This is a genomic window from Pedobacter sp. Leaf41 (assembly GCF_001422545.1).
In the GTDB taxonomy this organism is placed as follows: Bacteria; Bacteroidota; Bacteroidia; order Sphingobacteriales; family Sphingobacteriaceae; genus Pedobacter.
On sequence record NZ_LMLE01000001.1, the window covers coordinates 1,125,300 to 1,146,361 of the forward strand.

Sequence of the window (21,062 nt, forward strand, 5' to 3'; positions counted from 1 at the left end):
TTTTAAAATTGATACCTCAACTGGATTTTTACTTCTGATTTTTTATTGCCTTGTATTTCGTCCAAATATGAACCAACTGTTTCTATATCTTTATAAACGAACATGGCATATCTTGCCCAAATATTTAATTTTTTAGCAAGGTTATATTTCAGGTTTAAATAAGTCCTGAAACCTTTTCCACTGTACATTCCGAAGGCAAAACTATATAGTACATCATCTTCGTAGGCATAAATCCGGCTGTTGTAACTTGGTGTGTTGAAATATGCAATTCTTAGATTACCGGTGATTTTGGAAAACATCGGAGAGTAATCTACATCCTGATAAATCAGATAGCCAAATTCACGGTTTGCTTCGCCTTTTTTATATTGAGAAACTTCTACTCGGTTTTGAAAGCTCCATTTTTTATTGAGTTGCCAACTCACTTCCATTCGATAACCCTCTTTCTTAACATTATCCAGAAAATTAATAGGCACATCCAAATCGGTGTTTTGTTGTTTGTTTTCCGTTTTAAATCTTGCTGAAAATTTAAAGGTTTTGCTCGGTGTGTAAACCGCCTGACTTAAAATTTCATAGCCTTTCGATGGTGCATCTACTCTATATTTTAACCAAGGAAACTGGAAGTAATCACCATAAATGGAGAACGCCCATTTTTTGTTTGGAGTGATGTTTAAGCCTGCATACAATCCTTTTTCGTTTATCGCTTCGCTTGCCTCAGCCAATGCCTGATTAAAAAAATTATGGTAATCCTTTTCATAGTTCCGATATGTTATTGCTGCAGAAACTGTAGGAGAAAGACTGATTAAAGCACCGTTAACATAAGCTAAACCGCTATTTAAACTTTTTCCGACTTCACCAAAGAGATAAATATTTTCGTAGGTATAATTATAATAAGCACCAAAATTTGTTAATGAATTTCCTGTAAAACTAAACCGATCGTAAACCGAAGTTTGTGTAATGAAACTACTTCCGTATTTACTCTGATAAGCAATGGCACCAATTCCCAATTCATTTTTGGTATATTGAAGTGCTGCTCCATAAACCTGCTGACTCAAAGAATTTTTGTTTTCAATCTCTGTCGGAGTTCTGTGGTAACCACTTTTATTAATGGTTGCCTGAACTAAATTGCCATCAAAATCTAGCTCATGACTTGCATCCAGATTTCTAAAGGAGACGAAAGGTGTGATGTCAATATTTTTGTAAAGATTAATTGTTGCGGATGCGCCTCTTAAAAATGAATATTCATTGGCTGAAGTATAAGGACGCAAACCCAAGTCTTTTTTCGCTACGCTGGTAACATCTGGCCCTTTACCAAAGGCAAAACCCGACCACATGGTAACACCTTGTCCGAATTGTAACGTGTAATCTCCAACTACTAGCTTTTTAACTCTACCTAATTTAAATAATGCAATATTTCCAGAGTAGAAATCAAATGGTTTACCAACGAATTTTTCACCAGCATCTTTATCCAGAGTAATGGCGGCTGAAACAATTGTTCCATAATGGTATCGGTAGCGAGTTTGAAACCTTTCTGGAGTACCTAAATATCGGTTTCCGGGTAAATCTGTGAAACCTTTTTGCGTTTGCAAAGTTTGCGCAAAACGCATCACTAAATCATTCTCTCCTAAAGTTAAGATATTTTTAAAGCTAAGCTTTTCGTATTCTGTTGCAACACTCAAAGTAACAAATGGCAGCAAACTCTCTACAGTTTTAATATCAAATGCATCAATACTTTGAAGCTCTAATAGATTGACAAAATCTCCGTTATCTTTTAAATAGGCAAAAAAATTACTAATTTGAAGAGGAGACAAAAACACAAGTGTCTTCAATTCTTCTGGCGAAGTTTTGTTGAGATTAATTGGATGCTTTTTATATCGCGTCAGCACGTCAATTAGTTCAGTAATGTCATAATCATCAGGAAGATTTTCTGCTACACTTTCCAAAATATCTCGAACATTAACTTCTTGCTCAGCAATTTGAGCGTTTGCAATGAAACCCATCACTACAAATACCAATGTTATAAGTCTAAAACGCATAACCAATTCCAATTTGAGGTGCATAACCAAAGTTGGCATCATAGGTAGTTGCCATATCCAACAAGAATTTTTTATAGTTTAAACCGAAACCAGCATATTGCTTAAAAGGCTTCGCACTTAAACCACCGCGTAGACTTAATAAACTTATAATTTTATAGTCGATGCCCAAGCTAACATCAATAGATTCATCAAGTTTTTTACTGACAGATGTAGCAATTAATACCTTATCGGAGGCCAAATAACTTGCACCGACATTAAAAGATGTTGGAATTTCTATTAATATTTCGGTGCTGCTGAACTTCTGTTTTGATAGATTACTTAAAAAAACACCGAAAGTAAATTCTTTGCTAAAATGGTAAAGCACCCCAACATCTATCGAAAAACCTGTTGAAGCACCATAACTCGCAATTCTTAGTTGATGATAGTTCGCATTTAGGCCGATTGATAGTTTGTTTCCGAGTTTTTTGGCATAAGCAAAACCAATTTTGTTTTCGTTGTATTCTGCGAAACCATATCGCTGAAAACTGGCGCCAGCAAAATTATTTTTAAACGGTACAACAGCCACCAAGGCTTGGGTGCTAATTTCATTACTAAATAAATGCCTGATAAAATTTAAGGAAAGTGTAGGCTTTTCAAGAGAAGTTATTCCCGAGGGATTTGCCTGTAATGCCCAAACATCGGTAACGGCGGTGCCGTTGTTGCCCATAGCAGTAAGCCGAGGACCCAGACTGTTTTGACCGAATAAATAAAAAGGTGTTAGGGAGATTAACAATACATTCCATATTTTCATTTGAGGGCGTTAAACCAGTAAATAAAAAATAGGGAGGATTGTGTTTGGTTATTCTAATTTAGTAAAATAAAATCAGAAATGATAACTATAAAATTTCTAAAATTCTCATAAAAAGAAAAGCCTCGACTGTTTTCACAATCGAGGCTCTTTTATCATAATTTAATTATTTTTTTGCTTGTTGTTGCTGACGCATGTAATCATCTAAACGCTGTTGAAATTTAGATTTCTTTTTTTTCTCATCAGCTGGTCTTGCTTTATTCTGTTGAATTAAAGCATGGATTTTATCATCATCTACCATTTTGCGAATTAAGAACTGCTGTCCGAAAGTCATTAAGTTGGCCAAGAAATAATAATAGTTTAAACCAGCAGGGTAACTGTTCAAAACACCTAAGAAAATGATCGGCATGATATAACCAATGTATTTCATTTGACCAGTTGCACCCGAAACCTGATTGTTAAAGTAAGTCATGATTAGCGTCGAAACCGTCATCAACACACACATTAAACTTAAGTGATCGCCGATAAATGGAACTTTAAATCCGAATTTTATAAATTCATCATAGGTTGATAAATCTTTCATCCATAAGAAACTTTCTCCACGTAATTCGAAAAGGTTAGGGAAGAAGAAGAAAAAAGCCATTACTAACGGTAATTGTAAAACCATTGGTAAACAACCACCAAGTGGATTTACACCAGCCTTTTTGTAAAGTTTTAAATATTCTTGTTGAACCAAGGTTGGATTATCTTCACCTACTTTAGCTTTAATTTCATCCATTTCTGGTTTTAAAACCCTCATTTTAGCCATTGATAAGTATGACTTATAAGTTAATGGAGATAAAGCAACTTTCAATAAAATGGTTAATACCAAAATAATTAAACCGAAATTCCAGCCGAAGTTATTAAGGAAATTAAATACAGGCAATACGATAAAACGGTTGATGTATTTTAACGGCCAGTAACCTAAATCTACTTGTTTCTCTAAGTCATATCCTTGATCTTTTAAAGCTGAAAATTTATTCGTTCCGAAGTAAAATTCCATGCTGTATGCCTGGTTAGCAAGGTGCGTATAAGGCAATTGCATATTAGCATCATAAAATTTTACTTGTCCGGGAGCTGTTGGGATTTTTACTTCTAAACTTCCTTTTTCGAAACCATCCTTCGAAATCAGCGTTGCAGAGAAAAAGTGTTGTTTAAATGAAAACCATTGAATTTTTCCTTTGCCTAAATCTTCCTTTTCATCTTTTGATACACTTAAGTGATCAACATCACCATCTACATATTTATAGTAGGGTGCCGAATAACGGTGCTCGCTTTCTAAAGATTTTTCTTGCTGTAATAAAATAGTTTGCCAGTTTAAAGAAATGTTATTTCCGGCAATTACTTGTTGTAAGCCAACCAGGTTGATGTTAAAGCCAACTTTATTACTCGCAGCTTTTAAATCGTAAACATATTCAACATAAGCATTTGCGCCATAGTTAGCACGCATGGTTACGGTATTACCAGCTTTAGTAGGCGTAAAATATAAATCGTTAGTGTTGATTACTTTGCCAGCAGCATTTAAAGTTAAGCCAAATTTATTGGCATTTCCGTCAAATAATATTAGCGGCTTGCCAGCATAGGTTTTTTGTCCTTTAACTTCTACTGAAATAATTCTACCACCTTTATTACTTAGGTTGATTAATAATTTCTCATTCTCTAAAACTGTTTTTGCATCTGTTCCTGTTATTGCAGAACCGAAAGGACCTTTTAAAGCCAACGAATCTACGGTTGGTGTACTTGCTACAGCAGTTGTGTCTTTTAAAACTGGTTTAATTCCAGCATTTTTTAGTGAATCAGCTCTCTTTATAGAGTCGATTCTGGCATTTTCTTTTTTTATTTCAGCATCTTTTGGCCCAAAAAAGTAGAATGATCCCGCCAAGATGATCATAATCAGGAATAATCCTGTAAAGGTATTTCTATCCATTATATTTGTTTGTACTGCTTTTAATTCGTTTTCTTTTTCGCAAACTCCATCGCAGCGGCGACAAATTTAACAAAAAGTGGGTGAGGATTAGCAACTGTTGATTTTAATTCTGGGTGAAACTGTCCTCCCACGAAAAAAGGATGGTTTTTTAGCTCTACAATTTCCACCAGATTTGTTTGTGGATTAATTCCAGAAGCAATCATTCCAGCATCTTCGTACTGCTTTAAATAATCGTTGTTAAATTCGTAACGATGACGGTGACGCTCATTGATATGTGCCTTGCCGTAGATCGCAAATGCTTTCGTTCCTTTCTTTATGTCGCAAGGATATGAACCTAAACGCATGGTACCGCCCATGTTTACAATATTTTTCTGTTCTTCCATCATGTTAATCACAGGATTTTTAGAATCAGCTTCAATTTCGGTAGTATGCGCATCTTTTAAGCCCAAAACATTCCGCCCGAACTCAATAACAGCACATTGCATACCCAAACAGATCCCGAAAAATGGAATATTATTTTCGCGGACGTATTTGATAGTGTCGATTTTTCCTTCAATACCACGACTTCCGAAACCTGGTGCAACTAAAACACCATGTAAGTGACCTAATTTTTCTTTTACGTTATCAGGAAAAATGCCTTCAGAGTGGATATATTCTACACGAACTTTACATTCGTTTTTAGAACCTGCATGCACGAAAGATTCGATAATCGATTTGTAAGCATCTGGTAACTCAACATATTTACCAACCAAACCAATAGTTACATCAGCTGTCGGATTTTTTAAATGTCCCAAAAACTCTTTCCAGCTTTCCATATCTGGTTCGTTTTTAGTTGGGAGTTTTAATTTAGCCAAAACCGTTTTATCCAACTGTTCTTTCATCATCAACAACGGAACATCATAAATAGTAGATGCATCCATAGATTCGACTACGGCGTTGATGTTAACGTTACAAAAAAGAGCAATTTTTTTTCTTAAATCAGAACCTAAGTGATGTTCAGTACGACAAACTAAAATATCCGGTTGGATACCATATTCCAATAATGCCTTAACCGAATGTTGTGTTGGTTTAGTTTTTAATTCGCCAGCAGCAGCTAAATAAGGCACTAATGTTAAGTGAATTACAATCGCATTTGAACTTCCTTCTTCCCATTTAAACTGACGAACAGCTTCAATAAAAGGTAGAGATTCAATATCGCCAACGGTTCCGCCTAGTTCAGTAATAACAATATCATAATCACCACTATCGCCCAAAATACGCATATTGCGCTTAATTTCGTCAGTTATGTGAGGCACAACCTGAACTGTTTTACCTAAATATTCGCCTTTACGTTCTTTGTTAATCACGTTTTGGTAAATACGGCCAGTAGTAATGTTGTTTGCTTGAGAAGTTGGAACGTTCAAGAAACGCTCATAGTGACCAAGATCCAGATCGGTTTCGGCACCATCTTCAGTAACAAAACATTCGCCATGTTCATAAGGATTCAGTGTTCCTGGATCGATATTGATATAAGGATCGAACTTTTGAATGGTTACACGGTAGCCACGTGCCTGTAAAAGTTTAGCTAAAGATGCGGAAATGATGCCCTTACCCAATGAGGAAGTAACACCGCCCGTAACAAAAATATACTTAGTCATGTTTGTGATTTTTTACGGCAAATGGTAAATATTGCCGCTTTTTGTACGGGATACAAAGGTAGGAAAATTCCTTGTTTCTGCTGATTTAAAATTTAGATATTTTAAAAATGATAATGCGATGTTTATCAGAAAATTAGCTGAATTTATCAGTAGATTTTAAAATTTTAACGGATTATCTACTATGTAATAAGGAATTTCACTAACAGCAGTTATAGTAGATTTTTACCTTTTTTTCTTTCTCGCTCCAGGCGATATAAAGATTTTTTTCTTTACCTAAACGATACTTGAAGCCATTTAAGCCAGATTTTTTAAGCTCTTCGTATAGCGCTTTATCCGGAACATAACTGTCAGGCTTGTCTTCCGGCATTACTGCAGGCTCGATAAAATTATCTTCGGCAAAAAAATCATCTGCTATGGTTTTTAAGAATACAATCTGAGCTTTTTCTTTCGATAAATCAAGATTTGGATCTGTATTTCCTAACAAATCGGTTCCTTTTAGTTTTACGTTATAAATTTCTTTTCCATCAAAATTTTTAATGGTAAAGGTTAAAACCATTTCTTCCGGTTTCCTGCCAGTGAGCTCAATTTTAAAAGTATCGAGCTTATTTAGATCAGAAAATGATTGAGCAACACTTTGATTTACATTCTTAAATTCTATAGAATCGTTGTTTTTTGGTTTGTCAGTTTGGCAAGCATATAACAATAAGGCAATGGAAAGTAGGAGCAGTAATTTTCTCATTTCCGAAAATACAAATTTTAAGTTTTTATAAATAATTAAATTACAATTAGAAGGTATAGCCTACTGATAGCCATAATTGGAAATCCAAATATCCTTTTGGAGCTGCCTGATGTAGATTGTTTTTAATGTTGAAATATTTGCCGTAACCTAAGCCGGTAGTGGTTTCTAAAATTAATCTTTTAAATGGTAAATATATAAAACCTACATTAACTCCACTGCGTACCGAATTCGCCTCGAAGTTTCTGTTTCTGCCAATAGATATAAAACCAGTATTGTCTACTTCAGCATTAGATATAATTTTTTTATCCAAGTTTCCGGCATACAATCCCCAAAAAGGTGTGATTTCTTTGGATTTAATTTTATAAGCATACATTTTCCCTCTGAGCAAAAAACCACTAAACTTGTAGTCTCTACCCCAGTTTAGTTCGCCTGATGAATAGGAAAGTTCCAGACCATATCTCTGGCGAAAGGTTTTCTCAATAGAAAAAGATGGTTTTTTAGCCAATAAATTTGATAAATTGGATTTTACATTGATACCGACAGGTTCTTGAGAACTAGCCGTTTGAATAATTAGAAATGATATAAAAATGATTACAATCTTTTTCAACGATTCAAATTGTGAGGGTATTAAATCATATTTAAGTGTAATTTAAGAATATTATTTTATTCTCGCTTCAAAGCCGCTAATAAGTTATTCAACTTTAATAAATCCTCTGGAGTATCTATTGCAACTGTTTCTAAATTTGTAACTTTCGTTTGAATATAAAAACCATTTTCAATCCACCGCAATTGCTCCAGGCTCTCTGCAATTTCTAATGATGATGGTGGTAGTTTGGTAATTTCATTTAATGATTTTGTTCTATATCCGTAGATACCAATATGCTTATAAAACTGATGTTTCTCTGCCCAAACGCCTGGCTCGCCATTTCTAATAAATGGTATTGGGCTTCGGCTAAAGTACATTGCTCTGCCATTTACATCAATTACCACTTTCGGACTATTTGGGTTGTAGATGCTTTCCTGGCTTTGGATGGGTTTAATGAGCGTGGCCAACTGAACTTTATCCTCAATAAAACAACTTGCTAATAAATCTATTTGGCTAGGCTCTATAAAAGGTTCATCGCCTTGTATGTTGATTACAATATCAAACCCGGGGATTTTATCAATCACTTCTGCACATCGATCGGTACCGCTTTGATGCTGAGCAGATGTAAACACAAACTCACCGCCAAATCTCTTAACCTCATCCACTATACGCTCATCATCTGTAGCAATGACCACTTTCGACAAACTTTTTGCTTTCAGCGCTTGCTCATATACGCGTTGAATCATGGTTTTGCCTGCGATATCAACTAAAGGCTTCCCAGGAAATCGGGTAGAAGCAAACCGGGCAGGAATAATACCTATGGCTAAATTTGCACTATCAATCATGTTTATGGTAGGTTACTTAAGATATAAGCTAAAATAAAAATTAGCGCTAACACAACGTAAGACAATGGATGAGCAAAATTCAGTGTCCAACCTAAAATTCTGATCCGCTTGTGCACAAACAAACGTTTATCATTTCGATTGAAATAAAAAATGCCAAGTTTCCAACTCGAATAATTCTCGTGTTCAAAATCTTTTTCCGTCATCTTTATAATATAATTAAAGCGATAATCAAAAACAAATTTTAAGCAAAAAACGGCTCGTTAATAAATACATCAGGGTGAAGATGTATTCGAAAATTCAATCTAAAAAATAAAATTAAAACAGACCGTTTATTTCAGCCTCAATTGACTGAATAACAGTACCTAAATCTTCTGGATTGTTGGTGAAGTCCAGTTTGTCTTTATCAAGAATTAATAATTTACCCAAGTTATAATTTTTGATCCAGGCTTCGTATTTTTCATTTAATTTAGACAAATAGTCAATCCTAATGCCTGCCTCATATTCGCGGCCACGACGTTGAATGTTATTTACTAACGTAGGAACCGACGCTCTTAAGTAGACCAGTAAATCGGGAGGTTTGATGAAAGAAGTGATGTTATCAAATATCGCACGGTAGTTGTCATGATCACGAGTAGTCATCAGCGCCATATCATGCAGGTTTTCTGCAAAAATATGTGCGTCCTCATAAATGGTTCTGTCTTGAATTACGTTACGTTTATTTACTTCAATATCAGTAATTTGTTGAAAACGACTGTTGAGGAAATAAATCTGAAGATTAAAGCTCCAACGTTTCATGTCGCTATAAAAATCTTCCAGGTAGGGGTTGTTGTCAACCGCTTCATACAAAGCTTCCCATCCATAATTTTTGGCGAGTAAACCCGTTAATGTCGTTTTTCCGGCGCCTATATTTCCTACAATTGCTATGTGCATATATATCTAGATATGAGATATGAGATATCAGATATGGAGTCGAGCATTGTCTCAAATCTCATATCAATCTTCTCAAATCTATTTAAAATTACTAAAAACTTTTAAAACCGATTAAGCTACGAACCTCTCTGATGGTTTTCTGAGCACTTTCCCGGGCTTTCAATGCGCCATGTTTAGCAACCTGTCTTAAATAAGTTTCGTCTTTCGAAAGTTCTTCAATACGTTCTCTGATAGGGGAGTTAAACACAATCATATCTTCAGCCAGTTGCTTCTTCATATCTCCATAACGGATTTGCATTTTATTGTACAATTCGTCAAAATGCTCAATGGTATCAGGCGTAGAGACAATTTTCATCAAATCAAAAAGATTTTGAATCGCTTCTGGCTTTTCCTGATTTTCTTCTGTTGGTCCGCTATCGCTCACTGCTCTGGCCACTTTCTTACGGATAATTTCAGGGCTATCGGAGAGATAGATGCAGTTTCCATCACCATCTGATTTACTCATTTTGCCTTTTCCTTCTAAGCCAGGTACTTTAACTAAATTTTCAGCATAATTAAACGCAAAAGATTCAGGGAAAAAATCGGCATTGTACATCCTGTTAAATCGGTTGCCGAAGTTACGGGTCATCTCTAAATGTTGTTCCTGGTCTTTTCCAACAGGCACTTTCGTGGCTCTATGAATTAGAATATCGGCAGCCATCAAAGTTGGATAGGTTAATAAACCAGCATTTACATTATCCGGATTAGATCTTATCTTTTCTTTAAAAGAGGCGCTTCGTTCTAATTCACCTAAATATGCATTCATATTTAAATACAAATAAAGCTCAGAAACTTCTGGAACATCAGATTGAACATATATGGTGGTTTCTTCTGGATTAATTCCGCAAGCTAAATATTCTACTAATACATGGCGAACATAGCCATGCAAATCACCCGGAGTAGGATGAGTTGTTAGTGAATGTAGATCGGCAATAAAAAAATAGCAGTTATAATCATACTGCATTTTTACAAAATTGGTTACCGCACCAAAATAATTTCCTAAATGTAGCTTTCCAGTTGGCCTAATGCCACTCACCACTGTTTCTTTCATAATGGCACGAAATTAAAAATAAAAAGCAAGGAACGTATACGATATAATCAATTTTATATGAATAGAATTTCTTGGCTTAATTTGATTGATCAATCCTTTGTGATTCATGAAATCAAATATCTAATCTATGGATTGATCAGTATTTGAAATGGGAAAGTATTTTATATTTTTGATTATCTATGATTCACTTTCTAAGGCAAGTACACCGAGTATGGTTTTTATTTTGGATAATTTTCTTCTTTATCCTTTTTTATCCAATGTATTACCTCACATCTCGTAATCCAAAATATTACGCCATTTTAAATTTTTGCAGAAAAGCCAATAGTTTCTGTTGCAGTTTGCTTTCTGGCGTTTGGTACAACTATCGTTACGAGGAGAAACTAAATTACGAGCAAACGTATATTTATTGCGCCAATCATTCTTCGAATTTGGATATTATGGTGTTTTGTATCATGTGCCATGGTAAATTCCATTTTATGGGCAAAGATGAATTGTTAAATAATCCGGTTTTAGGAATTTTCTTTAAAACAATTGATATTTCGGTAAACCGTGATAGTAAAATTTCTGCTTTTCGGGCATTTAAAAAAGCTGGCGAAAATTTAGAAAAAGGAATGAGCTTAATTATTTTTCCAGAAGGAAAAATAGATGATCATTATCCGCCACGGTTGGGTGTATTTAAAAATGGTCCGTTTCGTTTAGCTATAGATAAAAACATTTCACTCGTGCCAGTTAGCATTACCAATGTTTGGAAAATTAACTGGGATGACGGCGCCAAATATGGAAGTAAGCCAGGAATTTGCGATATTTACGTCCACAAACCGATAGACACAGCAAAGTTGGCAGACGTTGATTCTGATTTGTTAAAGGAAAAGGTATTTCAACTCATTGAAAGTAAGCTAGTAAAATGAATTTAGACGCAAAAACTATTTATAAAATTGCCGATTTGGCCAGAATTCATATTGATGAAAAGCAAGTTGAAACCCTAATTCCTGAAATGAACAAGATACTTTCGTTTATGGAAAAACTCAACGAACTCGATACCTCAACCGTTAAGCCTTTAGTTTATATGAATGAGACGACTAATGTTTGGCGAGAAGACGTTGTGAAACAAGAGATATCAACGGCAGATGGACTTAAAAATGCCGCCAAACATACTGATCAATTTTTTATGGTTCCAAAAATTATCGAAAAGTAATTTTGTTACTATTGTAACATCTTACCCTTTACGCTTGTCTAAAAACGAAAAAACATGGAGAAACCACTTATTACCATAAAAGAAATTGGCCGTAAATATGTAATCGGATCAGAAGTTATCCATGCTTTAAAATCAGTTTCTTTAGACATTAATAAAGGCGAATTTGTCGCGCTTATGGGGCCTTCAGGTTCGGGAAAATCAACCTTGATGAACATATTAGGGTGTTTAGATACACCATCAAGTGGTACTTACATCTTAAATGGAACGAATGTGAGCCAAATGACTGATGATGCTTTAGCCGAGGTTCGTAATAAAGAAATAGGATTCGTTTTTCAAACTTTTAATCTTTTACCTCGTTCTACCGCGCTGGATAATGTGGCTTTACCTCTAATTTATGCCGGAAGTAGCAAAAAGGACCGCGAGGCTAGAGCTGCAAAAGCCTTGGAAAACGTAAATTTAGGTAACCGTATGGATCATAAACCGAACGAGTTATCTGGCGGTCAGCGCCAACGTGTGGCTGTGGCACGAGCTTTAATAAACAATCCATCTATTATTCTGGCCGATGAGCCAACAGGTAACCTAGATACAAAAACCTCAATAGAGATCATGGGTCTTCTTGAAGAAATACACAGCAAAGGTAATACGATTATTTTGGTTACTCACGAAGAGGATATTGCGCAACATGCACACAGAATTGTGAGAATGCGTGATGGTTTAATTGAGAACGATTACGTGAATACTGATATCAAAAATGTTTCTCCACGCCTGCAAGCTTTAAATGATAGTGGTAGCGATTGGGAAAAAATAAATTAAAAAAGTTTTAAGTTTTAGGTGAGTAAGTTATACGTTTTGGATATACTTAAAGCGTGTAACTTATTAATATAGCTTCAAAATGAAAATCTACACCAAAACTGGCGATAAAGGACAAACCTCATTAATTGGTGGTACTCGTGTTCCGAAATATCATTTACGTATAGAAACTTATGGAACAGTCGATGAGCTAAATTCTCACATAGGTTTAATCATGTGTCAGGATATCGCTCCGGAATACAAGAAATTATTGAAAGAAATTCAGGATAGGTTATTCACAATAGGAGCAACACTGGCGGCAGATCCAGAAAAATCGAAAATGAAAATTCCTGATCTATATCAAACTGATATTGATTTGTTAGAAAAGGAAATGGATTTAATGAATGAAGTGCTGCCACCTCTAAAGCACTTTGTTTTACCAGGCGGAAATACTACTGTTTCTTACTGCCACATTGCCAGATGCGTTTGCAGAAGGGCAGAACGTTTAACTGTTGAGCTTGCAGAAAACAGCTTTGTAGACGAGAAAGTTAATGTTTATCTAAATCGCTTGAGTGATTATTTGTTTGTTTTGGCACGAAAACTGAACATGGATTATAGCGCAGAAGAAAACATCTGGATACCTCGTATTTAATAGTGGAAAAATAAGTTTGTTTTGCTCAAAAATTTTAATATACTTTGCGCATTGTTAAGAACAAGAATTTAATTGAATTGAAGATATGTATTGGACATTAGAACTAGCATCGCACTTGGAAGACGCACCTTGGCCTGCAACTAAAGATGAATTAATTGATTATGGTATCCGTTCTGGCGCACCAGTAGAAGTTATTGAGAACTTGCAAGCGTTAGAGGATGATGGCGAACCTTACGAAACTATTGAGGAAATTTGGCCAGATTATCCAACTAAAGAAGATTTCTTCTTTAATGAGGATGAATACTAAATTTTATAAAGCATAAAGAAACCTTTCGAAAAAACGAGAGGTTTTTTTATGACCTCTTTACAACGAAAAGGGGTTTGATTATCAATTAATTGAAAATATAATTTACATTTTTTAAACAAAAGTATTCCGGCTGTGTTAATACATCAACATTTACTTAAAAAATTAACACTATGGGAAATTTATTGTATTTAGTCGCAGTAGTATTGGTTATACTATGGGTGATCGGCTTCGTGTTCCACGGCTTTGGCGATGTGGGTAACATCATTCACGTTTTATTGGTAATCGCAATTATTGCAATATTGCTTAAAGTTATAGGCAGAGCAACATAAAATATGTTAAGCGAACATTCATCAATTTGCAGAGTAAAATCTTAATATTGATGAATAGAGAGGGTGTTTCATTATTATGAAACACCTTTTCTTTTATTAACTCTTTAACAAAAGTTCTGCTAACTCTAAATCAACAGGATAGGTTATCTTAATGTTATTTCTTTCTCCTTCCAAAATGTGAATAGCTTCACCAATAGCCTCAACAACACTAGCGTCATCAGTAAAATTTACTGAATAATCTTGTCGGTAAGCCTCTTTTAAAATTTTTAAACTAAAGGTTTGAGGCGTTTGTACCAGGAAGATTTCATCCCGCTTTAATGCAGATGTTTTATGGTCTTTAAGCATTCTTACACTGTCGCTCGATTGAACAGCAGCTATAACGTTACCATGCAATTCAGCCTCCTTAAAGCACCCGTCAATCAATTCTTTCGAAACTAACGGACGAACGGCATCATGGATAGCGACAAAACATTCTTCATTAATGGAGCTAATTGCATTTTTAACCGAATAAAAGCGTTCGGTACCACCATCAATCACTCCGTGTGGTACACTAAAATTGAACTCTTCGCAAAGCCTTTTCCAGTAGCCCTGTTGTTCTTTGTTTAAAACTAATAAAATTTTAGGTTGAGTACTACTTTGCGCAAAAGCTTTTATAGTGTGCATTAAAACCGGGAGGTTTTTTAGCAACAAAAATTGTTTCGGGGTTTCCGTCTGCATCCGATTGCCAGAACCGCCTGCTACAATTATAGCGTAGTATTTCATATTTAAGATGTGAGATAATAGATTTGAGATGTGAGAATGAGTTTTTAAGCTCATATCTCACATCTCAATACTCAAATCTATATAATTAGCATGGCATCACCATAACTATAAAATTTATATTTTTCTTTAACTGCTACTTCGTAAGCATTCATTACATTTTCATAACCACCAAACGCACTTACCATCATCAATAATGTTGATTCTGGAGTGTGGAAGTTTGTAATCATTGAATTAGCAATACTAAACTCATACGGAGGGAAGATGAACTTGCTTGTCCAGTCATTTGCAGCCTTTAATGTTCTGTTTGCTGATACAGCAGATTCTATTGAACGCATTGAAGTCGTTCCAACTGCACAAATTCTTCTTTTTTCCTCTATGGCTTTATTTACAATATTAGCATCTTTTTGCTCGATGATAAATTGCTCTGAATCCATTTTGTGTTTTGTCAAATCCTCTACCTCTACGGTTCTAAAAGTTCCTAACCCAACATGTAAAGTTACTTCTGCAAATTCCACACCTTTAAGCTCAAGGCGTTTCATCAACTCGCGACTAAAGTGTAAACCTGCAGTTGGAGCTGCTACAGCACCTTCGTGTTTAGCGAAAATGGTTTGGTAGCGTTCTTTATCTTCAGCAGTTGCCTTGCGTTTAATGTATTTCGGAAGTGGTGTTTCACCTAAAATTTCTACGTTTTTTCTAAATTCTTCGTCTGTTCCTTCGAATAAGAAGCGAATGGTACGCCCACGAGAAGTAGTATTATCAACAACTTCCGCAACCAATAAGTCATCGTCGCCGAAATATAATTTATTACCTACCCGAATTTTACGAGCTGGATCTACTAAAACATCCCATAAACGTAACTCTTTATTTAATTCGCGAAGCAAAAAAACCTCGATAGTAGCGCCAGTTTTCTCTTTATTACCGTATAAACGAGCAGGGAAAACTTTTGTGTTATTAAGTATCATTACGTCTTTGTCATCGAAATAACCTAGCACGTCTTTGAAAATTTTATGTTCGATTTTACCACTGTCTTTGTGTAAAACCATCAAACGTGCTTCATCGCGTTGTTCGGCTGGATTGTTAGCAATTAGTGACTCTGGTAGATTGAATTTGAATTGTGATAATTTCATTCTTGATGAATTTTTTGAGGTGCAAAAATACGAATTTAATTTTTCTTTTTCGTATTTTATCAAACGTAATTACAGTATACAATGTTTTGGTTAATTAAATATGGAAAAATAAGTCGCTTAACTCTGAAACGCCACAAAATTAACTAGTTTTGAAAATGAGTTGTAACCTTTTTATATGCTGTGCATCTAACCACTAATTATGATAATCTTTAGGCTAATAGGGGAGAGTTTTCGTTTTGCTTTTGATGCACTACGCCAAAATAAAATGCGTACCATGTTATCGCTTCTTGCGATCACAATAGGGATTTTTACCATCATTGCTGTTTTCTCAGCAGTAGATACCTTTCGTGGTAAACTTCAGTCAAGTGTAGATAAATTGGGATCTAATACGATTTATGTTCAAAAATGGCCGTGGAGTTTTGGCGATAACTATCCTTGGTGGAAATACATGAACAGGCCACAGCCTTCGCTTCGTGATTTTGCTGCTTTAAGAGAACGAATGGGGAACGCCCAGGGAATCACCTTTGAAATCTCGACGAGTGATAGGACAATAAAATACAGGAGTAATTCTGTTGAAGGGATAAATGTTTCTGCAGCTTCGCATGATTTTGATAAAACCTGGAATTTCGAACTGCAAGCTGGTCGATATTTTACCGAAACCGAAAGCAATAACGGCTCACCCGTGTTGTTAATGGGGGCAGATGTTGCTGAAGGATTATTTGGTGGAGATGACCCGATAGGTAAACAAGTACAAGTTTTGGGTAGGAGATTAACAGTTATTGGTGTATTTAAAAAAGAAGGCGAGGATATGCTGGGTACTTCTTTGGATAAAAATGTGAATATCCCGATAAATTTTGCCAAGAGTATTCTTGATATTCAAAATGAAAGATATGGTCCACAAATTACGGTACGTGGAAATGATAATGTTTCGCTTGAAGAAGTAGAAAGCGAATTGAAAGGTTTAATGCGATCTATCCATAGAATCAGGCCTGGCCAGGAAGAAGATTTCGCCCTGAACAAAACAACTATACTTTCTAATCAACTAGATTCGATGTTTACAATGGTAAATTGGGCAGGTTGGATTATTGGAGGTTTCTCGATATTAGTTGGAGGTTTTAGTATTGCAAACATCATGTTCGTATCCGTTAAAGAGCGAACAAACATTATTGGTATTCAAAAATCATTGGGTGCGAAAAACTATTTTATTCTATTGCAATTTATCTTCGAGTCTATTTCACTTTGTATTTTGGGAGGGCTGCTCGGGCTGTTGCTGGTTTATTTGATTGCATTATTACTCGGAGCACTTACCGGATTTTATATTATACTTGGAGTAAATAACATATTACTCGGCATTTGGATATCTGTCATTATTGGAACGATATCGGGATTCTGGCCGGCATATTCCGCATCAAGATTAGATCCGGTTGAGGCCATCAGAAGCTAAAATGTTATTCATCTTTAAGAAATTAGTCAAAACGAATCTTCACTATCAGTTTCGACCTTTTATATTTAATTTTCATATCGCAATACTAAGATTCCAAAATTAAAACCCTTCGCCAGATCATTCTGGCGAAGGGTTTAATATATAACCTGAAAATCATGAATTGCTAAGTGCAAATTAATTATGCTAGCTTTCCTAGTGCTTCTTTAATTCGTCTTAAAGCTTCTACTAAACTTTCATCAGAAGCTGCATAGGATAAACGGATATAATTATTGTTTCCAAAAGAATCACCACCAACAGTAGCTACGTGGCCAACGTTTAGCAGATACAGCGCTAAATCAGACGAGTCTTTGATAATATTTCCATCCGCATCTTGTTTGCCGAAAAATGAACTGATTTCTGGAAAGAAATAGAAGGCGCCATCAGGAAGGTTTGTTTTAACACCAGGAATTTCGTTTAGTAAATTATAAACCAATTCTCTACGACGAAGAAATGCTTCTTTCATGGCTAAAACACTGTCCAAACCCTGCTCATAAGCTACGATGCCTGCTCTTTGTGCAATTGAACAGGTTCCTGAAGTGGTTTGTCCCTGCAATTTATCATTTGCAGCAGCAATTTCTTTGTTTGCTGCGATATAACCCAATCTCCAACCGGTCATTGCGAATGCTTTTGAAAAGCCATTAACGATAATTACTCTATCTTTAATACTATCAAATTGTGCGATAGATTCGTGCTGATCCACAAAATTGATATGCTCATAAATCTCATCCGACAGGATATAAATGTTAGGATGTTTCTCAAAAACCTTAACTAAAGCTGCCAATTCATCCTTGCTATAAACTGAACCAGTAGGGTTACATGGCGATGAAAACATAAACAACTTTGATTTTGGTGTTATAGCCGCTTCTAATTGTTCAGGCGTAATTTTAAAATTGCTCTCAATATCCGTATCAATGAAAACGGATTTTCCTTCAGCTAAAACAACCATTTCGGAGTACGAAACCCAATATGGCGTAGGAATAATCACTTCATCATCTGGATCTATCAATGTTAAAATTACATTTGATAGCGATTGTTTTGCCCCTGTAGAAACTACAATTTGCGAAATATCATAATCGAGACTATTTTCGGTTTTTAATTTGTTAACAATAGCTTGACGTAAATCTGGATATCCTGGAACTGGAGAATAACGGGTGTAGTTATCATCTAAAGCCTTTTTTGCGGCATTTTTAACATGCTCAGGCGTATTGAAATCGGGTTCACCAACACTTAAACTTATAATATTAACACCTTTTGAGGCCAGTTCACGGCCTAATTTGGTCATTTTAAGTGTCGCAGATTCTGATAGATTGTTGATTCTTTTGGATAAGGTGCTCATGGTTAATTACTTTGAACGCAAATATATAAACCAAATATTATTCTGCACTAAAAAAGGCATAGTTTTTCTCATTTAATTTGAGTGATAAGCGTATTTTTGTGAAAAATATCCCGTGACGATAAAAAAGCAAGCGATTATAATTTCATTAGTGGTTAGTATTTTTTTAATGCTAGCCAAATTTGTGGCTTATTTCATCACGGGCTCAAATGCCATTTTAACCGATGCAGCCGAAAGTATTGTAAACGTAATTGCTGGCAGTTTTGCGTTCTACAGCATCTATTTAAGTACGCAACCCAGAGATGAAAACCACCCTTATGGCCACGGAAAAGTAGAATTTTTCTCAGTCTTTGTTGAAGGAATTTTGATTCTTTTAGCAGGTATCATTATTATATTCAAATCATCTTACAATTTAATTTATCCCCATGCCGTTGGGCAGCTTTTACAGGGAACCATAATTATAGGAATTACTGGTCTGGTAAATATGATCGTTGGTTTATACCTGGTTAAAGTTGGGAAAGAGCAGCATTCTATAACGCTCCAGGCTGATGGAAAGCACTTACTTACAGATACTTATACTAGCGTGGCTATAGTTCTCGGCTTAGTGCTTATTCAAATAACAAATATAATTTGGTTGGATAGTCTGCTTTCTATTATGGTTGGTTTTTATATTGTATATTCCGGGTATAAGTTAACCAGAAGTTCAGTTGGTGGCTTAATGGATGAAAGCGATTTTACCTTGGTGGAAGAAGTTGTTGATGTACTGCAGAACAATAGACACAATCCCTGGATTGATGTTCACAATCTTCGTACCCAACAATACGGCCCTGATTTTCACATAGATTGCCACGTTACACTGCCTTACTATTTCGACCTGAATCAAGTTCATAGAGAAATCTCACAGATTGATGAACTCATTAATAAAAACGGAATTCGAAAGGCAGAACTATTTATCCATGCAGACCCGTGTTTGCCTGCGTGCTGCCATTATTGCCACATGAGCGAATGCCCGGTGAGGGCAGAAGCCTTTAAAAAGGAAATTATCTGGACGCCTGAAATTGTGATCAAGAACAAAAAGCATTACGAAAATGAGTTACTTTAATGTACGTGTTTATGGTTTGCTAATTAATGCTAACCAACAGATTCTAATTAGCGATGAAGAGGAGTATGGCTTTCGTTTCAGCAAATTCCCTGGTGGTGGTTTAGAAATTGGCGAAGGTCTTATTGATGGGCTGAAGCGAGAATTTTTGGAAGAATGTAATGCTGAAATAGAAGTTTTATCACATTTTTATACAACTGACTTTTACGAGAAATCTTCTTTTAACGATAGTCAGGTAATAAGTGTGTATTACTTAGTTAAAGAAAAGGCACCCCTACAACTTGCCTTTAAGACAAAAATTTACGATTTCGATGCAGAAGGAGAAATTCTTCAAGCCTTTCGTTGGGTTGCGATAAGTGAACTGGATGTGAACGCAATTACCTTCAAAACGGACAAAACTGTTGCTGAACTACTAAAGAAAGCATTAAAATAGCAAGCAATTATCTACAGAGCTTGCAAGAAATTTTTTAAGGCATCATTTACAAAGTAATTCCATCCAGCTTTAAAACTTGCTTTTTGGAAATCTTTACCATTGTAGGCAAAGGTTTCAACGCCTGTATGGGTTAGTTTTAGCCTGGTATTGTTTCCCTGCTCGAAGATTTCCCATTTCACTATAGAGCTGCCTGGGTAGTTATCATATTTCCATGAATAAGCAATTACAGCTTCTTCGTCAACTTCCATGATCTCACAAAGGTGTAGGTATTTTGGTCCTTCGTCAGTACCACCAATAAAGTCGAACTTGAATCCAATCCTTGGTTCGAAGTTATCTAATTGAAAATACCACTGTCGAAGGTGATCATTATCCGTTAATGCTTGCCAAACTTTATCAATTGGCACATTGTAAACGCATTCGACTATTATCGGTTTAGCATCCATATGTTTAGATTTTATGACTCAAATTAACCCAAAGGCATTTTGCTGAAATCCATAAACAAAATGCTCCACCTTTGTCCATCAAGATCTATAAAGCCGCAACCGTACATCCAGTCATCTTTATAACCAGGTTCGCCGTAAATAGAACCACCCGCTTCCACCACTTTTTTCGCCAAATTATCTACTTCCTCCGGACTCTCGGCATCGAAGGAAAATAATACTTCGTTTCCAGAAAAGCTTTCTGGAACTGCGCTACCCGCAAATCCCTCGTATAACGACTTCTCAAAAAGCATTAAAACCAGACCTGCATCACCAACCAGGAAACTCGCACTATCTTCGCGAACACCATATTGCAAGTTTAATTTGAAACCCAATTTAGTGAAAAATTCTTTCGATTTTTTTACATCCTTAACTGGAAGGTTTATCCATAGTGATTTGATCATAGCTATAAAATTTTATTAAACTTAACCAGATTTTCAAAAGAAAAAGAATGGTATTTA

24 protein-coding genes are annotated in these 21,062 nt (G+C 35.5%); 9 read left to right on the forward strand and 15 right to left on the reverse strand.

Annotated elements, in window-relative coordinates; genetic code table 11:
- Positions 1-2: 2 nt before the first annotated feature.
- The 10 genes from ASE92_RS04805 to trpS form a co-directional block, all read right to left on the reverse strand.
- Complete coding sequence (locus ASE92_RS04805) at positions 3-2,033, reverse strand: helix-hairpin-helix domain-containing protein (protein ID WP_056848915.1); 2,031 nt, start codon at positions 2,031-2,033, stop codon at positions 3-5.
- Positions 2,023-2,823, reverse strand: coding sequence for a hypothetical protein (locus ASE92_RS04810; RefSeq protein WP_056848916.1), 801 nt, complete (start codon positions 2,821-2,823; stop codon positions 2,023-2,025). The genes ASE92_RS04805 and ASE92_RS04810 overlap by 11 nt, the downstream gene beginning before the upstream one ends.
- Before the next feature lie 163 nt (positions 2,824-2,986).
- On the reverse strand, positions 2,987-4,786 hold the full coding sequence (yidC, locus tag ASE92_RS04815; RefSeq protein ID WP_056848917.1) for a membrane protein insertase YidC: 1,800 nt from the start codon (positions 4,784-4,786) through the stop codon (positions 2,987-2,989).
- Positions 4,787-4,806: 20 nt separating this feature from the next.
- Positions 4,807-6,423 carry a CTP synthase gene (locus ASE92_RS04820; RefSeq protein WP_056848918.1) on the reverse strand — a complete coding sequence of 539 codons (1,617 nt, stop codon included), beginning with the start codon at positions 6,421-6,423 and terminating at the stop codon, positions 4,807-4,809.
- Positions 6,424-6,622: 199 nt separating this feature from the next.
- Positions 6,623-7,162: a hypothetical protein gene (locus ASE92_RS04825; protein WP_056848919.1), complete on the reverse strand. Its 540-nt coding sequence runs from the start codon at positions 7,160-7,162 to the stop codon at positions 6,623-6,625.
- Between the two features lie 46 nt (positions 7,163-7,208).
- A complete protein-coding gene (locus ASE92_RS04830) occupies positions 7,209-7,769 on the reverse strand; it encodes a DUF3575 domain-containing protein (protein WP_056848920.1) in 561 nt (186 codons plus the stop codon).
- Between the two features lie 56 nt (positions 7,770-7,825).
- The gene (kdsB, locus tag ASE92_RS04835) at positions 7,826-8,593 is read right to left on the reverse strand and encodes a 3-deoxy-manno-octulosonate cytidylyltransferase (protein ID WP_056848921.1); all 768 of its coding nucleotides are present in this window, start codon (positions 8,591-8,593) and stop codon (positions 7,826-7,828) included.
- Between the two features lie 2 nt (positions 8,594-8,595).
- Complete coding sequence (locus ASE92_RS21445) at positions 8,596-8,796, reverse strand: DUF5808 domain-containing protein (protein ID WP_056848922.1); 201 nt, start codon at positions 8,794-8,796, stop codon at positions 8,596-8,598.
- A gap of 112 nt (positions 8,797-8,908) precedes the next feature.
- The gene (locus tag ASE92_RS04845; protein ID WP_056848923.1) at positions 8,909-9,523 is read right to left on the reverse strand and encodes a deoxynucleoside kinase; all 615 of its coding nucleotides are present in this window, start codon (positions 9,521-9,523) and stop codon (positions 8,909-8,911) included.
- Between the two features lie 91 nt (positions 9,524-9,614).
- Complete coding sequence (gene trpS / locus ASE92_RS04850; RefSeq protein WP_056848924.1) at positions 9,615-10,613, reverse strand: tryptophan--tRNA ligase; 999 nt, start codon at positions 10,611-10,613, stop codon at positions 9,615-9,617.
- A 257-nt stretch (positions 10,614-10,870) separates the two neighbouring features.
- On the opposite strand from trpS, the gene ASE92_RS04855 reads away from it, so the two are divergent.
- The 6 genes from ASE92_RS04855 to ASE92_RS21085 all read left to right on the forward strand — a co-directional run bounded on the left by ASE92_RS04855 (position 10,871) and on the right by ASE92_RS21085 (position 13,885).
- Positions 10,871-11,521 carry a lysophospholipid acyltransferase family protein gene (locus ASE92_RS04855; RefSeq protein WP_369817385.1) on the forward strand — a complete coding sequence of 217 codons (651 nt, stop codon included), beginning with the start codon at positions 10,871-10,873 and terminating at the stop codon, positions 11,519-11,521.
- Entirely contained in the window at positions 11,518-11,808 is a 291-nt protein-coding gene (gatC, locus tag ASE92_RS04860; protein ID WP_056848926.1) for an Asp-tRNA(Asn)/Glu-tRNA(Gln) amidotransferase subunit GatC, read from the forward strand. Before ASE92_RS04855 ends, gatC begins: the two co-directional genes overlap by 4 nt.
- Positions 11,809-11,862: 54 nt before the next feature.
- A complete protein-coding gene (locus tag ASE92_RS04865; protein ID WP_056848927.1) occupies positions 11,863-12,621 on the forward strand; it encodes an ABC transporter ATP-binding protein in 759 nt (252 codons plus the stop codon).
- A gap of 79 nt (positions 12,622-12,700) precedes the next feature.
- Positions 12,701-13,249 carry a cob(I)yrinic acid a,c-diamide adenosyltransferase gene (locus ASE92_RS04870; RefSeq protein WP_056848928.1) on the forward strand — a complete coding sequence of 183 codons (549 nt, stop codon included), beginning with the start codon at positions 12,701-12,703 and terminating at the stop codon, positions 13,247-13,249.
- An 85-nt stretch (positions 13,250-13,334) separates the two neighbouring features.
- The gene (locus ASE92_RS04875) at positions 13,335-13,556 is read left to right on the forward strand and encodes a DUF2795 domain-containing protein (protein WP_010603503.1); all 222 of its coding nucleotides are present in this window, start codon (positions 13,335-13,337) and stop codon (positions 13,554-13,556) included.
- A gap of 170 nt (positions 13,557-13,726) precedes the next feature.
- A complete protein-coding gene (locus tag ASE92_RS21085) occupies positions 13,727-13,885 on the forward strand; it encodes a lmo0937 family membrane protein (protein WP_131557824.1) in 159 nt (52 codons plus the stop codon).
- 96 nt (positions 13,886-13,981) lie between these two features.
- On the opposite strand, the gene ASE92_RS04880 is transcribed toward ASE92_RS21085, so the two are convergent.
- Together ASE92_RS04880 and queA are read right to left on the reverse strand one after the other, a co-directional pair.
- On the reverse strand, positions 13,982-14,647 hold the full coding sequence (locus tag ASE92_RS04880; protein ID WP_056849290.1) for a 2-C-methyl-D-erythritol 4-phosphate cytidylyltransferase: 666 nt from the start codon (positions 14,645-14,647) through the stop codon (positions 13,982-13,984).
- 77 nt (positions 14,648-14,724) lie between these two features.
- Positions 14,725-15,774 carry a tRNA preQ1(34) S-adenosylmethionine ribosyltransferase-isomerase QueA gene (queA, locus tag ASE92_RS04885; protein ID WP_056848929.1) on the reverse strand — a complete coding sequence of 350 codons (1,050 nt, stop codon included), beginning with the start codon at positions 15,772-15,774 and terminating at the stop codon, positions 14,725-14,727.
- 199 nt (positions 15,775-15,973) lie between these two features.
- Between queA and ASE92_RS04890 the strand changes: the two genes are divergently transcribed.
- On the forward strand, positions 15,974-17,218 hold the full coding sequence (locus ASE92_RS04890; protein WP_082454906.1) for an ABC transporter permease: 1,245 nt from the start codon (positions 15,974-15,976) through the stop codon (positions 17,216-17,218).
- A gap of 178 nt (positions 17,219-17,396) precedes the next feature.
- On the opposite strand, the gene ASE92_RS04895 is transcribed toward ASE92_RS04890, so the two are convergent.
- Complete coding sequence (locus ASE92_RS04895) at positions 17,397-18,593, reverse strand: pyridoxal phosphate-dependent aminotransferase (protein WP_200926327.1); 1,197 nt, start codon at positions 18,591-18,593, stop codon at positions 17,397-17,399.
- A gap of 112 nt (positions 18,594-18,705) precedes the next feature.
- On the opposite strand from ASE92_RS04895, the gene ASE92_RS04900 reads away from it, so the two are divergent.
- Positions 18,706-19,692, forward strand: a complete 987-nt coding sequence (locus tag ASE92_RS04900; RefSeq protein WP_082454907.1) for a cation diffusion facilitator family transporter — start codon at positions 18,706-18,708, stop codon at positions 19,690-19,692.
- The gene (locus tag ASE92_RS04905) at positions 19,679-20,122 is read left to right on the forward strand and encodes an NUDIX domain-containing protein (RefSeq protein ID WP_056848931.1); all 444 of its coding nucleotides are present in this window, start codon (positions 19,679-19,681) and stop codon (positions 20,120-20,122) included. The genes ASE92_RS04900 and ASE92_RS04905 overlap by 14 nt, the downstream gene beginning before the upstream one ends.
- An 11-nt stretch (positions 20,123-20,133) precedes the next feature.
- Here the strand turns inward: ASE92_RS04905 and ASE92_RS04910 are convergent, their stop codons facing one another.
- Both ASE92_RS04910 and ASE92_RS04915 read right to left on the reverse strand, forming a co-directional pair.
- Complete coding sequence (locus ASE92_RS04910; RefSeq protein WP_056848932.1) at positions 20,134-20,565, reverse strand: SRPBCC domain-containing protein; 432 nt, start codon at positions 20,563-20,565, stop codon at positions 20,134-20,136.
- 23 nt (positions 20,566-20,588) lie between these two features.
- Positions 20,589-21,005, reverse strand: coding sequence for a VOC family protein (locus ASE92_RS04915; RefSeq protein ID WP_056848933.1), 417 nt, complete (start codon positions 21,003-21,005; stop codon positions 20,589-20,591).
- Positions 21,006-21,062 lie beyond the last annotated feature (57 nt).

Bases quoted from the DNA above. Each gene is read 5' to 3' on its own strand.
- ASE92_RS04870 (WP_056848928.1), top strand. From the start codon at position 12,701: ATGAAAATCTACACCAAAACTGGCGATAAAGGACAAACCTCATTAATT.
- ASE92_RS04845 (WP_056848923.1), bottom strand. From the start codon at position 9,523: ATGCACATAGCAATTGTAGGAAATATAGGCGCCGGAAAAACGACATTA.
- ASE92_RS21085 (WP_131557824.1), top strand. From the start codon at position 13,727: ATGGGAAATTTATTGTATTTAGTCGCAGTAGTATTGGTTATACTATGG.
- ASE92_RS04890 (WP_082454906.1), top strand. From the start codon at position 15,974: ATGATAATCTTTAGGCTAATAGGGGAGAGTTTTCGTTTTGCTTTTGAT.
- ASE92_RS04825 (WP_056848919.1), bottom strand. From the start codon at position 7,162: ATGAGAAAATTACTGCTCCTACTTTCCATTGCCTTATTGTTATATGCT.
- ASE92_RS04880 (WP_056849290.1), bottom strand. From the start codon at position 14,647: ATGAAATACTACGCTATAATTGTAGCAGGCGGTTCTGGCAATCGGATG.
- ASE92_RS04875 (WP_010603503.1), top strand. From the start codon at position 13,335: ATGTATTGGACATTAGAACTAGCATCGCACTTGGAAGACGCACCTTGG.
- ASE92_RS04810 (WP_056848916.1), bottom strand. From the start codon at position 2,823: ATGAAAATATGGAATGTATTGTTAATCTCCCTAACACCTTTTTATTTA.
- trpS (WP_056848924.1), bottom strand. From the start codon at position 10,613: ATGAAAGAAACAGTGGTGAGTGGCATTAGGCCAACTGGAAAGCTACAT.
- ASE92_RS04805 (WP_056848915.1), bottom strand. From the start codon at position 2,033: ATGCGTTTTAGACTTATAACATTGGTATTTGTAGTGATGGGTTTCATT.
- ASE92_RS04905 (WP_056848931.1), top strand. From the start codon at position 19,679: ATGAGTTACTTTAATGTACGTGTTTATGGTTTGCTAATTAATGCTAAC.
- ASE92_RS21445 (WP_056848922.1), bottom strand. From the start codon at position 8,796: ATGACGGAAAAAGATTTTGAACACGAGAATTATTCGAGTTGGAAACTT.
- kdsB (WP_056848921.1), bottom strand. From the start codon at position 8,593: ATGATTGATAGTGCAAATTTAGCCATAGGTATTATTCCTGCCCGGTTT.
- ASE92_RS04820 (WP_056848918.1), bottom strand. From the start codon at position 6,423: ATGACTAAGTATATTTTTGTTACGGGCGGTGTTACTTCCTCATTGGGT.
- ASE92_RS04865 (WP_056848927.1), top strand. From the start codon at position 11,863: ATGGAGAAACCACTTATTACCATAAAAGAAATTGGCCGTAAATATGTA.
- ASE92_RS04855 (WP_369817385.1), top strand. From the start codon at position 10,871: ATGTATTACCTCACATCTCGTAATCCAAAATATTACGCCATTTTAAAT.
- ASE92_RS04910 (WP_056848932.1), bottom strand. From the start codon at position 20,565: ATGGATGCTAAACCGATAATAGTCGAATGCGTTTACAATGTGCCAATT.
- ASE92_RS04895 (WP_200926327.1), bottom strand. From the start codon at position 18,593: ATGAGCACCTTATCCAAAAGAATCAACAATCTATCAGAATCTGCGACA.
- queA (WP_056848929.1), bottom strand. From the start codon at position 15,774: ATGAAATTATCACAATTCAAATTCAATCTACCAGAGTCACTAATTGCT.
- yidC (WP_056848917.1), bottom strand. From the start codon at position 4,786: ATGGATAGAAATACCTTTACAGGATTATTCCTGATTATGATCATCTTG.
- ASE92_RS04915 (WP_056848933.1), bottom strand. From the start codon at position 21,005: ATGATCAAATCACTATGGATAAACCTTCCAGTTAAGGATGTAAAAAAA.
- gatC (WP_056848926.1), top strand. From the start codon at position 11,518: ATGAATTTAGACGCAAAAACTATTTATAAAATTGCCGATTTGGCCAGA.